At 62.8% G+C, this 14,277-nt stretch carries 13 protein-coding genes; 3 read left to right on the top strand and 10 right to left on the bottom strand.

The features are described 5' to 3' along the window. Window positions 1-17 precede the first annotated feature (17 nt). Together groL and OHL14_RS02195 are read right to left on the bottom strand one after the other, a co-directional pair. Window positions 18-1,691, bottom strand: a complete 1,674-nt coding sequence (groL, locus tag OHL14_RS02200) for a chaperonin GroEL (RefSeq protein ID WP_263377668.1) — start codon at window positions 1,689-1,691, stop codon at window positions 18-20. Between the two features lie 84 nt (window positions 1,692-1,775). Then, the gene (locus OHL14_RS02195; protein WP_263377667.1) at window positions 1,776-2,078 is read right to left on the bottom strand and encodes a co-chaperone GroES; all 303 of its coding nucleotides are present in this window, start codon (window positions 2,076-2,078) and stop codon (window positions 1,776-1,778) included. 245 nt (window positions 2,079-2,323) lie between these two features. On the opposite strand from OHL14_RS02195, the gene OHL14_RS02190 reads away from it, so the two are divergent. Together OHL14_RS02190 and OHL14_RS02185 are read left to right on the top strand one after the other, a co-directional pair. Beyond that, on the top strand, window positions 2,324-2,833 hold the full coding sequence (locus OHL14_RS02190) for a hypothetical protein (RefSeq protein ID WP_263377666.1): 510 nt from the start codon (window positions 2,324-2,326) through the stop codon (window positions 2,831-2,833). 98 nt (window positions 2,834-2,931) lie between these two features. Continuing rightward, complete coding sequence (locus OHL14_RS02185) at window positions 2,932-3,657, top strand: SDR family NAD(P)-dependent oxidoreductase (RefSeq protein ID WP_263377665.1); 726 nt, start codon at window positions 2,932-2,934, stop codon at window positions 3,655-3,657. A gap of 72 nt (window positions 3,658-3,729) precedes the next feature. Here OHL14_RS02185 and OHL14_RS02180 read toward each other — a convergent pair whose 3' ends face one another. After that, window positions 3,730-4,518 (bottom strand): tyrosine-protein phosphatase, encoded by a 789-nt coding sequence (locus tag OHL14_RS02180; protein WP_263377664.1) that lies wholly within the window; start codon window positions 4,516-4,518, stop codon window positions 3,730-3,732. Between the two features lie 134 nt (window positions 4,519-4,652). Between OHL14_RS02180 and OHL14_RS02175 the strand changes: the two genes are divergently transcribed. After that, window positions 4,653-5,036: a response regulator gene (locus tag OHL14_RS02175; RefSeq protein WP_263377663.1), complete on the top strand. Its 384-nt coding sequence runs from the start codon at window positions 4,653-4,655 to the stop codon at window positions 5,034-5,036. A 39-nt stretch (window positions 5,037-5,075) separates the two neighbouring features. Here OHL14_RS02175 and OHL14_RS02170 read toward each other — a convergent pair whose 3' ends face one another. From OHL14_RS02170 to OHL14_RS02140, 7 genes are all read right to left on the bottom strand, one after another. Beyond that, window positions 5,076-5,888: a glycosyltransferase family 2 protein gene (locus OHL14_RS02170; RefSeq protein WP_263377662.1), complete on the bottom strand. Its 813-nt coding sequence runs from the start codon at window positions 5,886-5,888 to the stop codon at window positions 5,076-5,078. A 25-nt stretch (window positions 5,889-5,913) separates the two neighbouring features. Further along, on the bottom strand, window positions 5,914-6,525 hold the full coding sequence (locus OHL14_RS02165; RefSeq protein WP_317890388.1) for an LbetaH domain-containing protein: 612 nt from the start codon (window positions 6,523-6,525) through the stop codon (window positions 5,914-5,916). Then, window positions 6,522-7,646 (bottom strand): glycosyltransferase, encoded by a 1,125-nt coding sequence (locus OHL14_RS02160; protein WP_263377661.1) that lies wholly within the window; start codon window positions 7,644-7,646, stop codon window positions 6,522-6,524. The genes OHL14_RS02165 and OHL14_RS02160 overlap by 4 nt, the downstream gene beginning before the upstream one ends. A 46-nt stretch (window positions 7,647-7,692) precedes the next feature. Beyond that, complete coding sequence (locus tag OHL14_RS02155) at window positions 7,693-8,937, bottom strand: glycosyltransferase family 4 protein (protein ID WP_263377660.1); 1,245 nt, start codon at window positions 8,935-8,937, stop codon at window positions 7,693-7,695. Window positions 8,938-8,952: 15 nt separating this feature from the next. After that, window positions 8,953-9,951 carry a polysaccharide biosynthesis/export family protein gene (locus tag OHL14_RS02150; protein ID WP_263377659.1) on the bottom strand — a complete coding sequence of 333 codons (999 nt, stop codon included), beginning with the start codon at window positions 9,949-9,951 and terminating at the stop codon, window positions 8,953-8,955. After that, on the bottom strand, window positions 9,951-12,182 hold the full coding sequence (locus OHL14_RS02145) for a GumC family protein (protein ID WP_263377658.1): 2,232 nt from the start codon (window positions 12,180-12,182) through the stop codon (window positions 9,951-9,953). Before OHL14_RS02145 ends, OHL14_RS02150 begins: the two co-directional genes overlap by 1 nt. Before the next feature lie 130 nt (window positions 12,183-12,312). Then, window positions 12,313-14,268 carry a capsule assembly Wzi family protein gene (locus OHL14_RS02140; RefSeq protein WP_263377657.1) on the bottom strand — a complete coding sequence of 652 codons (1,956 nt, stop codon included), beginning with the start codon at window positions 14,266-14,268 and terminating at the stop codon, window positions 12,313-12,315. Between the last annotated feature and the right edge of the window lie 9 nt (window positions 14,269-14,277).

The following is a 14,277-nucleotide window of genomic DNA, read 5'->3' as shown; positions in this document are numbered from 1 at the left end:
TGCGGTGGTTGTGAGGCTTAGTACATGCCGTCCATGCCGCCGCCACCGTGCGAGTGGCCGCCGCCGGCTGCTTCCTTCTTCTCGGGGATCTCGGCGATGATTGCTTCGGTCGTGAGGAGGAGGCCCGAGATCGACGCTGCGTTCTGCAGAGCCGTACGGGTGACCTTGGTGGGATCGATGACGCCAGACTGGACCAGGTCCTCGTAGACGCCCGTTCCGGCGTTGTAGCCGTAGTTGGTGTCCTTCGATTCGTTGATCTTGTTGATGACGACCGAACCTTCTTCGCCAGCGTTGGAGACGATCATGCGGAGCGGCTCTTCGATGGCGCGACGGATGATGCTCGCACCGATCTTTTCGTCACCCTCGAGCGTCTTGATCAACGCGTCGACTGCAGGGATCGTGCGGATGAGCGCTACGCCGCCGCCCGGGACGATGCCTTCTTCGACGGCAGCGCGGGTTGCGTGCATCGCGTCTTCCACGCGAGCCTTCTTCTCCTTCATCTCGGTTTCGGTAGCAGCACCGACCTTGATGACAGCGACGCCGCCGACGAGCTTGGCGAGACGCTCCTGGAGCTTCTCACGGTCGTAGTCGGAGGTGGTCTTCTCGACCTGAGCGCGAATCTCCTTGACGCGGCCTTCGATCTTGGCATCCTCACCGCCGCCGTCGACGATGGTGGTGTTGTCCTTGTCGATGGTGATGCGCTTGGCGGTGCCGAGGTCTTCGAGCGTGACGCCTTCGAGCTTGATGCCGAGGTCTTCGGTGATGGCCTTGCCGCCGGTGAGGACAGCGATGTCCTCGAGCATGGCCTTGCGGCGATCGCCGAAGCCAGGAGCCTTGACGGCAGCGACGTTCAGCGTGCCGCGCAGCTTGTTGACGACGAGGGTCGCGAGAGCCTCACCGTCGACGTCCTCTGCGATGATGAGCAGGGGCTTGGCGGTGCGGGCGATCTGCTCGAGCAGGGGGAGCAGGTCCTTCATCGTGGAGATCTTCTTCTCATAGATGAGGATGTAGGGGTTTTCGAGGGCTGCTTCCATGCGCTCTGCATCGGTGACGAAGTAGGGCGAGAGGTAGCCGCGATCGAACTGCATGCCTTCGACGACGTCGAGCTGGGTCTCCATGGTGCGGGACTCTTCGACTGTGATGACGCCGTCCTTGCCGACCTTCTTCATGGCAGCGGCGATGATGCTGCCGATCTGCGCGTCGGAGTTGGCGGAGATGGTGCCGACCTGAGCGATCATGTCGCCGGTGACGGGCTTGGAGAACTCGGAGAGAGCTCCGCCGACAACGACGCCGTGCTCATCGCGCTTGCCGATGATGGCCTCGACTGCCTTGTCGATACCGCGCTTGAGAGCAGCGGGGTTCGCGCCGGCAGCCACGGTCTTGACGCCCTCGCGGAAGATGGCCTGAGCGAGTACGGTGGCGGTGGTGGTACCGTCGCCAGCGATGTCGGAGGTCTTCGAAGCGACTTCCTTGACGAGCTGAGCGCCAACGTTTTCGATCGGGTCAGCGAGCTCGATTTCCTTGGCTACGGTGACGCCGTCCTTGGTGATGGTGGGCGAACCGAACTTCTTTTCGATGACGACGTTGCGGCCCTTGGGACCGAGCGTCACCTTCACTGCGTTCGCGAGCGTGTTGACGCCGCGCAGAATCGCCTGACGGGACTCTTCTCCGTGCAGAATATGCTTTGCCATAAATAACTCCTAGTTCTCAGGTATCAGTTGTCAGTTCGGAGCCGTTAGCTCTTAGCTTCTGGCTCTTAGCTTTTCGGTGGGAAGCTACTTCTTGAGGATGCCGAGGACTTCTTCCTCGCGCATGATCAGGAACTCTTCGCCGTCGAGCTTGATCTCGGTGCCGGAGTACTTGCCGAAGAGGATGGTGTCGCCCGCCTTGACGTCGAGGGGGAAGACCTTACCTTCGTCGTTGGACTTGCCCTTGCCGACGGAGATAACTTCACCCTGCTGGGGCTTTTCCTTGGCCGAATCGGGGATGATGATGCCGAACGACGTGGTCTGGGTCGTCTCTTCCGTGCGCTTGACCAGGATGCGGTCGTGCAACGGCGTGAATGAAGTGGTTGCCATCGTGGTGCTTCTCCTTGATGAAACTGTTTGTGGGAGTGGCCCGAGAGATTCGGGAGCCCGAGAGCTGCAAGGCGGATCGAGCGCGCCTTGGCAGTCTCTACTGCCGATTGCTAATATAGGCCTCCGGCGGAAGGTGGTCAAGGGGGTGGAGTGTGAATCTTAGTGAAATTCACTCATATCCGATTTGGGTTGCGTCGTGAACCGCCAGAAAGCCAGAAATTGACGGAAAGTTGTAGAATCACCCCATGCTTCTTCGGTCTCTTCGCACCCGGTTCACGTCTTTGTCTCTTTCTGCAGCCGCTCTGGGCTTGATCGTTTCTGCTACGTCGCTGTCGGCGCAGGATATTGAGCACGGCCGCAAGTACAAGCCGATGCCGGCGACGGCGAAGATCACGGTGACGGTGTTGAAGGGATTCAACCAGAAGCCGCTGATGAATGCCGCGGTGATCTTCCATGCGACGAGAGATGGCCGTAATGACGGCAACCTCGAGGTGAAGACTGATGAGGAAGGCCGCGCGGTGATCGATGTGATCGAGATTGGCAGCAAGGTAAATGTGCAGGTGATTGCGAACGGGTTTGCGACGTCGGCGCAGGAGATCAGCGTGGATAGCCCGGTGCAGGACCTGACGGTGAAGCTGCTGCGTCCACGAGCGCAGATTTCGAACTATCAGGATACGGATGGGCAGGCGTCGCAGGTGAAGCCGGGCGTACAGGAGCCACCGAAGGCTGTTGTGCCGCCAAAGCCGCAGCCGTGAGGCAGGGATTTGGAAGCAGAGATTCGGAAGGCCGCCTTGATGAGGCGGCCTTTTTTGCTTGGGCGAACGCCGATCGCGGTGGAGGGTATGCTTAACGGGTGAATCTACTGGCAGGTAAGAAAGTTCTGGTGACGGGGGCGGCGCGGCGGATTGGACGCGCGCTGGCTTTGGCGATGGCAGCAGAGGGAGCAGATGTGGCGATTACGTATCGCGGCTCTGTGGCTGACGCGGCTGAGACGGTGGCGGGGATCGAGGCGCTGGGAGTGAAGGCGCTGGCGATTGCTTGTGATGTGCGCAATGAGGCGAGTGTGCAGGCGGCTGTGGCTGCGGCGGTGGCGCAGTTTGGCGGACTGGACATCCTGGTGAATAACGCTGGAGCGTTTGAGACGGCGCCGCTGGAAGAGATCACGGTGGAGCAGTGGGATGCGATGTTCGAGACGAACACGCGTGGGCCATTTCTGGTGGCGAAGGCGGCGCATTCTCACCTGAAGCAGGCGCGGGGGCGGATTGTGAATATTGGTTCGTTGGGTGGGATTCATCCCTGGGCGACGCATGGGCATTACTGCACGTCGAAGGCAGCGCTGCATATGCTGTCGCAGACGATGGCGAAGGCGTGGGCTCCGGAGATTGCGGTGAACTGCGTGGCGCCGGGAATGATTGTGTGGGGTGAGGTGAACCCGGCGTACGAGCACTTTGCGCAGAAGACGCCGATGGGGCGGAATGGAAGCGCTGAAGATGTTGCGGCGGCGGTGCTGTTCTTTGCGAGCGCGCCGAGCTTTATCACCGGGCAGCTGATGGCTGTGGATGGCGGGCTGGGGCTTTAAAACAGTGGGGAGTGGTAAGGGGTAAGTGATAAGCGAGACAGAATCCAGCCACTCACCACTTTCCACTCGTTCTTACTTTCCGAAGAGGCGCTGGAAGAAGGAGCGCTTCGGCTCTTCGTAGACGTGCTCTGACTGGGGTTGGGCTGGCAGGGAGCGGCCTTCGAAGACGGCGAGAGGGTTTTCGCGGCAGATGAGATTGGCGTAGTCGGTGCCGTATTTTTTGGCGACAAGTTCGCAGGCGGCGCGCATCTTCGGCGGGCGCCGGCCGGTGTTGTGGGCGTCGGTGGCGAGGAAGTGGACGCTGCGATCGCTGAGGAGTTTGTGCGCCATCTTTTCGGCGACGGGGCCCATGTGGCCGAGCACGGAGCTGGTGGTGACCTGGACGAGCATTCCCTGCTGGACCCACTCCGCGAGGCGTTTGGGATGCTTCTGGAGGACGGGGTTGCGCTCAGGGTGGGTGAGGATGAGGTGCGTTCCGGCGAGGCGCAGATCGTAGAAGGACTCCTCCATCTGCGGAGGGATGGCGAAGTCGGGCAGCTCGATCAGCAGATAGTCGGTGGCATTAATGGTGTAACGGCGCGGATCGGTGCGGGCACCCTGGATGTTGTCGTAGCTGAGGTGGAAGTCGCAGCCGAGGCCGAGGGTGATCGACACACCTTCAGCGGCGAGCGTCTCGCGAAGGGTCTGCAGCAGCGCCTGGTTGCCGACGGGGTCGTAGGCGTAACTTCCGTTAGCGTGAGGGGTGGCTACGATGTGGGTGATGCCATCTTCGGCGGCCATACGGGCCATTGCCACAGAGGTTTGAAGATCGGTGGAGCCATCGTCCAGCCCCGGCAGCAGGTGGTGGTGAATATCTACCATTACAAGGTTAAGCCTAACACTTTCAGTCATGCAGCCCCACAGGGCAACTGTGCATCATAATGAGAAGTAGCCATAGCGGATTGCACCGTCGTGCGCGCGCAGATTACAAGAAAGTAGATTCAGGAACGTCACTCATGCCAGAACCGACATCGAGCCCCTCCAGTAAGCCCCGCGTTCTAGTAGCCGACGACGAACAGGTCATCGCCAACACACTGGTCATCATCCTCAATCAGGCTGGTTTTGAAGCGCGTGCTGTCTACAGCGGCGAGAAGGCCATCGAGTCGCTGGAAGAGTTCAAGCCCGACATGTTGATCTCGGACGTGATTATGACCGGGATGACTGGCATCGAGGCTGCGATTGAGGTGCGGAACCGCCTGCCGAAGTGCAAGATTCTGCTCTTCTCGGGTCAGGCCGCGACGGCCGATCTGCTGGAGCGCGCACGCGCCCAGGGGCACGAGTTCGAGATTCTTGCCAAGCCGGTTCATCCGACCGATCTGCTGGCAAAGCTTCGCGGCTAGTCTGCGCATAGAAACACGAAGGACGGTGGGGCGCGGCTTTTAGCTGCGCTCCATTTCTTTTGTTCTGGCAACGATCCATGACTCGTAGCGGGATTGAAGTCGGGCGTAGGTGTATCCAGCTTTTCCGTCGAGGAAGCCGCGGCGCAGGATGTAGAGATAAACAAAACGGATCAGCGGGCGGAAGGGAAGGCGGTAGAAGAGTTCCTTCTGGTGGAAGCGGCGGCGGTGGAAGTCCTGGTCAAAGAGGGCGGCGCGGAGACTGAAGGCGGAGTGGTTGCGACGGTTGGCCAGCGTTTGCTCGGCTTCGAGCTCGGCGTAGCGGCGATGACGTTCGAGCCAGTGGTCGAGACCTTTACTGAAGGGGAAGTGGTCGAGGTAGCCGGTGACCTGTCCGACGGGGCCGCTGGGGATGGAGACGGGGTTGACGAGCCGCTCGTAGCGCATGGATTCGGGACGAAAGAGGCGCAGGTAGAAGGGCGAGGTCTGCACATGCTTTAGCCAGGTGTTCATGAAGAAGTCGCGGCGCTGGACGCGGAAGGCGCAGGCGTTGCCGGGGGTTGCGGCGGCTGCGAGCAGGGCATCGCGGAGTTCGGGGGTGACGCGCTCGTCGGCGTCTAGATAAAAGACCCATGGGTGCTGGAAGGGCAGGTTTTTGAGCGCCCAGTTCTGGTGTGCCGACCAGTTATCGAAGGTGCGGTCGGTGACGTGCGCTCCGGCGGCTGTGGCGAGGCTCTGTGTCCCGTCGGTGCTGCGAGAGTCGAGGACGTGAATGTCGTCCGACCAGGCGACAGAGGCGAGGCAGTCGGCGATGTTCTGTGCCTCGTTGCGCGTGAGGATGAGGATGGAGAGCATAGAGGGCAGGGAGTAGGGAGCGGGGCTAAGGGTTCGGGTGTGGTGTGCGTTGTTTGATGGGAGCGGCGGGGTTGCCGGCGTAGATGGTCCAGGGAGCGAGGTCGCGCGTGGCAACCGAGCCTAGGCCGAGGACTGCGCCTTCGCCAACGTTGACGCCGGGAGCGACGGAGGCGCGAGCGCAGATCCAGGCGTAGGGACCGAAGGTCATGCGGTAGGCGATGAGGGGAAAGGTGGGGTCGTCGTAGTCATGCGTGGCTCCGCAGACGTAACTGCCCTGCGAGAAGATGACATGCGAGCCGCAGACGATGGGCGCTGGGTTGTAGATTTCGACGCCATCGCCGGCAGTGACCTGGTCTGCGCAGATGAGGTTCCAGGGCGCCCAGATCTTAGCGCTGGGGTAGAAGTGACAGTGGGGGCCGAGCTTTGCGCCGAAGAGCCGGAGAAGAAGGCTGCGCCAGGCGTGGAAGGGGCGTGGCGAGGGGCGGTAGAGCAGCAGCCAGCAGAGGTTCCAGAGCTGGCGACGGGCACGATTGCTGAAGGGGAAGGATGGCTGGGTATAGGCGTCGGCGTCCGGTGGCATGACGATGCTTTCGCTGCGGTGGTACTCGTGCCGGCGGCGGGTTGAGGTGTCGCTCATGCTGGATGCGTCTCACGAAACAGATCGAAGAGGGTCTGGGTGTTCTTTCGCATATCGTACCTTGCGGCGACGCTGCGTGTTGCCTGCGTGCGCATGGCGTCGCGCTCGGCAGGGGTGAGAGCGAGCCAGCGGGTGAGGAGTCGGGTGACGCCTTCCAGCGTGTCGTCTTCAACGAGGGCGCTGCCATCGGCGGCGAGATCGGCGGCGATGTTGATGGGGTGCGTGAGCAGCGCGGGCGTGCCGCAGGCTAGGGCCTCAACAATGGCGATCCCGAAGTTTTCCTGATGGGAGGGCAGGATGAAGGCGTCGGCTGCGGCGAGGGCTCCCCACTTGGCTTCGCCGGTTTGCATGCCGGGCCACCAGACTCGACCTTCGGCGTAGAAGTCGAAGTATTCCACCTCTAGTTTGGACTTCCAACCGACAGGATCAGGGCCCGCGATGACGAGGTGAAGGTTGGGGTGCAGCCGAGCCAGTTTTGCGAAGGCACTCTGAAGCAGGTCGCATCCTTTCTTGGGATCGATTCTTCCGAGAAAGAGCAGGAACTGTGTTCCGCGCAGGGCAGGCCATCTCTCGAAGAAGACCTCTTTGCAGTGATCAAGACTCGAAGGAGGCGCGTCGGCTCCGAGGGCGATGACGGCGGGGTTCCAGCGGTGTAGCCAGAAGCTTTGGGCGGAGAGGTCGCGCTCGGCTGTGGTGGTGAAGATGACGCGGTGGGCTCGGCGCAGGACCCAGTACTGCACGGGGACCCAGTAGAGCCACTTCTTCAGGTGCTTCATCGGAAAGGCGCGTTTGAAGTAGGGGTCGAGCATGCCGTGGGTGTAGACGACGTAGGGCGTGTGTCCGGCGATGGCTCGCAACACGGAGATGGACAGAGGCTCCCAAAGGCCGTGGACGACGACGCCGTCGAAACGGCCGCGGTTGGCGCGGAGCCAGGGGGTGAGGTGGCGATGGCCGAGAGCCGTGATGTGCGGCTCGGTGTGGAGGAAGGTGGCGGAGGGATCGTCGAGGGTGACGACGTGGCTGGTGGAACCTGCGGGGGTGGAGCGCAGCATCATGCGGACGGCTTCCTGAGGGCCGCCGCTGGAGGGCTTCATGTTGCTGATGATGTGCAGGAGGTTCATAGGAACAGGGAACAGGGAACAGGGAACAGGGAATAGGGAATAGGGTTTAGGGGGCGAGGCGGCGAGTGGTGTGGGCGAGGGCCGCGTGGAGACCGCAGAGGTCTTCGGTGAAACTCCATGTGGTCATGCGCTGTTGTGCGGCGTGGCCCATCTCGGCGGCAGTGGTAAGAGTGGCGAAGATGCGGGTGAGGGAATGCGTAAGGGCCGGGATATCGCCGACAGGGTAGACGTAGCCGGTGAGGCCGTCGGTGACGAGATCGATGTGGCTGCCGACGTCAGAGGAGACGATGACGGGCAAGCCAGCGGCCATGGCTTCGTTGACGATGAGACCCCAGGGTTCGTGCTGCGAGGGCAGAACGAAGACGTCGGCGAGGTGGAAGAAGGCGGGTAGCTCGGTCTGATTGCGGAAGCCTGCGAAGCGCACGCTGTCGAGCTTGAGCGTACGGCACTGGGCTTCGAGTCGTTCACGCTCTTCGCCGTCGCCGACGATGACGAGGTAGGGTGCAGTAGCGAAATCACGGCTTGTGACGAATTGCGCATAGGCGGCGAGGAGGTGGCCGGCGTGCTTGCGCGTCTGAAGCTTGCTGGCGAAGAGGATGACGGGGCGGGCGGGGTCGAGCTGGAGTGAAGCGCGCAGGGCTGCGGCTTGCGGGGCCGCAGCTTCGGTGCGGTAGGCGAACCAATCGTTGTCGACGGCATAGGGCATGGGGAATTGAGGGACAGTGTTGCCGAAGTAGTGCTGCCAGTACTCGGCGTTGCGTGTGCCGATGGGCAGCACGGCGGCGATGCCTTGGCCGAGGGCGGAGAAGAAGAGATGCTTGAGGGCAAGCTTCCAGGGGTCGCGGTCGCGGTCGCCGAGCCAGCCTTCGGCGCGAAGCAGAACGGGGATGCCGAGCGCGTTGGCGGCGAGGATCGCCTGCAGGGCGTTGACGCTGGCGTAGCCGTGGACCCAGAGGGCGTCAAAGGCCGGGGTGCGATCGGGGTTCTGGAGGCGGCTGTAGAGGCCGTGGCTGATGGGGCTGGCGGCGGAGACGGTGCCGGTGTCTCGCAGCTTTGGCAGGAACTCTGAGGTGTAGCCGTCGAGGAGAGGAACGTCCCAGGCGACCTCGACGCCGAAGCCTTCGTCCTTGTAGCCGCGCACGGAGAAGTCGGAGCCAAAGAGGACGGTGAGCGCGATGTCGGGCTGCTGCGCGATGCGTCGCAACAAGGGTGCCTGGTACTGAATGGGGTGGCTGACGAGGTAGGCGAGACGCACGGGGGAGGGCTGCGTGTCGGCTGGTGTCATGCTCATAGCGTCGTCCTCTGTCTAGCGGAGCGTGACCGAGATGAGGAGGCTGGCGATGCCCAGCAGGGTGCCGACGCTGCCGTTGCCGATGGAGGCTTTGAGGGCGCTGCTAGGCAGGAAGACGATGTCGTTGGGCTGCAGGATAGGATCGGGTGCGCGGCCGTAGAGCACACGCTTGATGTCGAGTTTGACGACGGTGCGTTGGCCGCCAATGGTGCGGATAACGCGAAGGTCGTCGTACTTGCCTTCGAAGCCGAGGCCGCCGCTGAGGGCGGTGGCTTCCATGAGGGTAAGGGGCGCGTAGGGCGTGAGCGGGATGATCCCGGCCGACTTGAAGGCGCCGATCATGTACACGACACCGATGCGGGAGACGACGATGGTATCGCCGGCGAAGATGGGGATGTTGGCGAGCTCACTGCGGAGTGGGTCGCTGCCGAGATCGACGACGATGGGGGCGTCCTGCCCGGGGCGGTGGATGGTGATGACGTGGCTGGCGGTGGGAGGCAGGCCGCCGACGGTGGTGAGGACATCGAGAAGGCGGCGGGTGCCGACGATGGGAACGACGCCGTGGGTTTCGCCGATGACGGTGGCGACGGCGTTGGGGCCTTCGGTGATCTGTAGGGTGACCTGAGGATGAACGTAGATGCCGGCGTCGACGAGCTTGACGGCGATGAGCTGCTCGGCGGCGGTGATGGTGAGGCCGCTGAGGTGAAGGATGCCAATCTCAGGCAGCAGCGCGTTGCCGTCGGTGCCGACCCGGACGATGGGGATGTAATCGGGCTGGCCGAAGACGCGGATGGAAAGCAGGTCGCCGGTACTGAGCAGGACATCGTGAGCTGCGGGATAGAGTATGGCGCTGTCGGTGGTGAGAGAGGCGGGGCGGTTGATCTCAGCGGAGCTGGTGAGAGAGGCAGGGCCATTGAACTGCGCGGCAGCAGGGGCAACGAACAGCAGCAGAGCGAAGGGCAGCAGCGTCAGTGCCGACAGAGCGCGGTCGAGCGAGGGTGTATGAGGGCGCATTACTCTTTCCTCTCGCTGGGCTTGGTGGAGGCATCCCAGCCGGTGCTGTCGACGCCCTCGGAGCCGTAGCCGGAGTATCCGTAGTAGCCGTAATAGGAGGCGTACTCAGGCGCATTGAGGTCGACGGCGTTGAGGGCGACGCCGGTGATGCGCGCGCCGGAGCGGATCAGGAGGTCGCGGGCGCGGCGCAGGGCGTGCTTGCTGGACTTGCCCTGGCGGACGATGAGTACGACGGCGTCCGCGTCGCGGGCGAGCACAATGCTGTCAGTGACGGAGAGCAGCGGTGGAGAGTCCATGACGATATGGGTGTACGTCCCACGAGCCTCTTCGAGGAGGTTGCGCATGGCGACAGAGCTGAGCATTTCGGTGGGGAAGGGAGGCACTGGGCCGCTGACGAGGATGTCGAGCTCAGGGATTTCGGGAACGGTCTGTATGGCTTCGGCGAGGGTGGTGCTGCCGGTGAGGATCGAAGTGAGTCCGATCTGGCCCTGCAGACCGAGCCGATGGTGAACGGTGGGTCTGCGGAGATCGGCGTCGATCAACAGGACGCGCACGCCTCGCTGCGTGAGCACCGCGGCGAGGTTCATGGAAACGGTGGTCTTGCCTTCGGCGGGGGTGGCGCTGGTGAGCAGGATGGTCTGGGGTTCGCCGCCTGCGATGGAGAGCAGCAGGGAGGTGCGCAGGGCGCGGAAGGCTTCGGCCGACTGCGACTTCGGGCTCGAGAGCATGACGAGGTTGCGCTGCACGGTGGAGAGCTTGCCTGTGTCCTGGACGTTGCGGCGGGTGCGCGGGATGAGTGCGAGCGAAGGCAGGCCGGAGACGGCTTCGACCTCGCTGACGGTACGCAGGCCCATGTCCAGGCTATCGAGCACGAAGGTCGCGACGATGCCGAGGACGAGCATGGCGAGCGTGTTGATGAGGATGATGGTGGATTTGGGCCGCAGGGAGGGAGAGATGGGCGGCACGGCGGCGTCGACGATGTCGATTTCCGTGGACTCGAGGCCAGCCTGCACACCGGCGGTGCGGATGCGTTCCTGCAGGTTTTCGTACAAGGTGCGGTTTGCATTGAACTCGCGCTGCTTCAGGGTGAAGTCCACGAGTTCATCGCGCATCTTGAAGGCGCTGTCCTGTTGGGTGGCCAGCGCGGCCTTGGTATTGTCTTCTTCGGCCTTGGCGGTGAGATAGGCGGCGCGGGCGTCGATGAGCACGCGATTCTGCTCTTCGTGGAGTTCTTCCGTCAGTTCGGCGACCTGTTGTTTGGCGGCGAGCATCTGCGGATGATTCGGGCCGAGGTTGGCGGAGAGCTGAGCGAGATTGGCGCGGGCGATTTCGAGCTGGCTGCGCAGGCCGGCGACGGCGGGGCCAGCGATCGCCCGGTCGGTGCCTGTTCCCTTGGGCGTGGCATCGAGTTCGGCGAGAGCGCGATAGCGTGTCTGCGCCTGGATGCGGGCGAGTTCGGCGGTGTTGGCGGCCTTGTTGAGGTCGCTGAGGTTGGCGGTGACCTGGTTGATGGACGGGTCAAAGCCGAGCACACCGAGCTGCTTCTGCAGATCGATCATCTCTCCCTGACTGGTTTCCACTTGCTTTTTCAGGTCGTCGAGCTGATGGGAGAAGAAGCCCGTGACTCGTTTTGAGGCCACGGCGCGTGAATCGAAGCTGTACAGGATGTAATCGTTCACCAGCTTGTTCACGATGTCGGCGGAGAGCTGGGCATTGAGCGTGTTGCAGGAGATGCGGATCAGGTCTGTCTTCGACAGGGTGGTTACGTTGATGATGCCTTGCAGGGAGCTGACGACGCTCTGGCGCACGACCGGGTCATCGATATTGCGCCGGGTGGCGGGTGTGCCACCGAGGAACCGCGGATCGTTCGCGAGGTCAAGGTCTCGCGCCACATTCAGCAGCAGCGTATCGCTTTTGAGAATAGCGAGCTGCGTTGGAATCTTCGAGGGACCTTCGGCAGTGGAGCTGGCGTTGCCGATGCGGTACTCGTTGGAGGAGCCACTGCGAATTTCGATGGTACCGGCGGCCTCAAAAAGTCGCGGTTGCGTGACGGCCTTGTACCAGCCCCAGCCGACACCGAGCAGTCCCAACAGAACGATGACCCAGAGCCGCTTACGGACCGTGATCCAAGCGTCGGAGAGGGCGCTGTCGCTCGCATTGTCCAGCGTCTGCAGCGGGAGCCCACGGCTACCGTGATCGACGGTGGGTGTTTCGAACTGAGGGGACGTCATCGTATGTCAGTCTACGCGAAGCAGCCGGGTGCGTTCACGCTCAATCCCTTCGATGGTGGCAACGTTCCAGTACGGTCGTAATCGGCAGATTGTACTGATTACTCTATCGGCAATAACGAGGTGGGCAACCTCAGCGCATACGAAGTACGGGTGCAGTCGAGTCGTCGGGTGTGGCGCGCAGTCTGGGGAACCAGGTGAACTGAAGTGCCACCGTGGTGTCTTTGACCAAGCGTGTGCTCGGGCTGTAGATAGGGGCCTTCCAGCCTTCGTACTGCGCCCATCCGTCGAGTTCGAGATCGCGGCGGAGGCGCTTCACGACATCGAGCTTGAACTGGTTCTGCGTGGTGCCTCCGGGGATGAAGTCCTTGGAGGTCTTCTTATGGAGATATTCGAGCTGAATCCACTCGTTCGGCGAGAGGTGATAGGTGGCCCACGCCTGGCCGCCTTTGCCTTCGCGTCCGATGGAGTCGCCGAGGAGGAAGCCCTTGTTGGTGTAGCCCTGCTTCTGGATGACCTCGACGTACATAAAGGAGCCGCCGATGCTGGCGGTGGTGGAGATGTCGGTATTGGAGCCTTCCACGCGGAGGTCGAGCTTCGGCACACCGGGAACATGCGAGAGGTACACACCGGGGCGGTAGGCGGCGCGGCGGGGAGCGCTGATAGGGGTGACGTCGTCGTGCGTAGTGGAGTCGGTGTAGAGCGTGACGTACTTGCGCAGGAAGGGCAGCCGGTAGCTGAAGTTAAAGGAGCTGAAGCGAGCGCCGGGGTCCTTCGCGGAGCCCTTGGTGGCACCGTTGGTGTCACTGAAGCTGAAGAAGCTTTGGAAGAAGGTATGGAGCGTCACTGGCTCGTGGCCTGCGCCGCCCCAGATCACGGCGCGCTGGAAGGAGATGCGGACGTTGCTGGTGGGCGCGACGGCGATGGTTTCGGAGTGAATCCACGGATCGTTGGGGTCGGTGTGGCCTTTGAGCGAGCCGACGAAGAAGTCGTACTGGATGGGTCCGATGGCGCGCGAGATCAGAGGGATGTGCAGCGGCTCGACGCGATTGATGCGGAAGGAATAGATGTCCTGGGCGTTGTTGCTCCAGCCCATGGCACCGCCGAAGTCGGGGCTGAGCCAGGCGTCGGATTTGCCGCCGGAGATCTCGTGCCCGAGGACGTGGAGGGAGAGCGTGGCTTCCTGCAGAGCGAAGGTGTCGGTCTGCGCGATGGGGCCGGTGGGGATGGTGGCCTGGTTCAGGTTGTAGCCGGAGTAGGGGATGTTTTCCGCGTTGGAGAGCTGTGCGGAGAGCGCCTGCGAGTAGCCTGCGGCGGCTGGGGAGTGTTGGTATTCGCCGCGTACGTAGAGCGAGAAGCGGCCGGCCTCGTTCACGCTGGAGAAGCCGGTGATGTTGTTGAAGCCTTTTTCGTAGGGGCGGCCGTAGTCGTTGGAGAGGGTCTGGCCGAGGTGGAAGCTGTCTCGGAGAGGTTGGCCGTAGATCTCCATGAAGCGGGAGTAGACGGTGTCCAGGCCATAGACGCGGCCGCGGGCGAGGCCAGCGCCGGGTGTCTCTTCGGGGATATAGCTTTGCAGGCTGGCGAGCAGGGCGACGGCTTCATCGTTGTTATCGCCCATGATCTGGGCGGAGGCGGCGTCGAGGCGGTGCAGCAGGCTGCGGCGCGTCCAGGGACGCATGTTGATGAAGCCCGTGTCGAGGTAGCCCATGGAATAGAGCCGCAGAACCATGGCGTAGACGGGGCTGTCGACGGGGATGTAGGTGGAGCCGAGTTCGTCGCCGTGGTCGCCTTCGGCGTAGGGATCGTAGGCGGGGAGGGCGGCCATGGTTGTGGACTGGATGGCGGCGGCCTTTTGCTTGACGGGCTTTGATGCTGGGGGTGGTGTCGGGGGAAGAGGCTGGCCGGGTGCTGGCACCACGGTCTGGATTTTTACTGGTGTGGGCGCAGGCATGGAGGGAAAGCTGGTGGCTGGCTCCGTCGTGGGGGTGGGAACAGAGGAGCTCTGCGCCATGGACGTACGCGCCCCGGTCGCAGCGAGGGAGAGAACGAAGGGGAGCAGAACTGCAGAGCTACGCCTGTGGAGAGCCATGCCCAAGTG

It is taken from the genome of Granulicella paludicola, from assembly GCF_025685545.1.
In the GTDB taxonomy this organism is placed as follows: domain Bacteria; phylum Acidobacteriota; class Terriglobia; order Terriglobales; family Acidobacteriaceae; genus Granulicella; species Granulicella paludicola.
Note: the sequence above shows the minus strand (reverse complement) of the source record. Positions and strands in the feature narration are given on the sequence as shown.

Coding starts and splice junctions, on each gene's coding strand:
- OHL14_RS02190 (WP_263377666.1), top strand. CDS start 2,324: ATGCTTCTTCGGTCTCTTCGCACCCGGTTCACGTCTTTGTCTCTTTCT.
- OHL14_RS02140 (WP_263377657.1), bottom strand. CDS start 14,268: ATGGCTCTCCACAGGCGTAGCTCTGCAGTTCTGCTCCCCTTCGTTCTC.
- OHL14_RS02150 (WP_263377659.1), bottom strand. CDS start 9,951: ATGCGCCCTCATACACCCTCGCTCGACCGCGCTCTGTCGGCACTGACG.
- OHL14_RS02170 (WP_263377662.1), bottom strand. CDS start 5,888: ATGCTCTCCATCCTCATCCTCACGCGCAACGAGGCACAGAACATCGCC.
- OHL14_RS02155 (WP_263377660.1), bottom strand. CDS start 8,937: ATGAGCATGACACCAGCCGACACGCAGCCCTCCCCCGTGCGTCTCGCC.
- OHL14_RS02160 (WP_263377661.1), bottom strand. CDS start 7,646: ATGAACCTCCTGCACATCATCAGCAACATGAAGCCCTCCAGCGGCGGC.
- OHL14_RS02165 (WP_317890388.1), bottom strand. CDS start 6,525: ATGAGCGACACCTCAACCCGCCGCCGGCACGAGTACCACCGCAGCGAA.
- groL (WP_263377668.1), bottom strand. CDS start 1,691: ATGGCAAAGCATATTCTGCACGGAGAAGAGTCCCGTCAGGCGATTCTG.
- OHL14_RS02145 (WP_263377658.1), bottom strand. CDS start 12,182: ATGACGTCCCCTCAGTTCGAAACACCCACCGTCGATCACGGTAGCCGT.
- OHL14_RS02195 (WP_263377667.1), bottom strand. CDS start 2,078: ATGGCAACCACTTCATTCACGCCGTTGCACGACCGCATCCTGGTCAAG.
- OHL14_RS02180 (WP_263377664.1), bottom strand. CDS start 4,518: ATGGTAGATATTCACCACCACCTGCTGCCGGGGCTGGACGATGGCTCC.
- OHL14_RS02175 (WP_263377663.1), top strand. CDS start 4,653: ATGCCAGAACCGACATCGAGCCCCTCCAGTAAGCCCCGCGTTCTAGTA.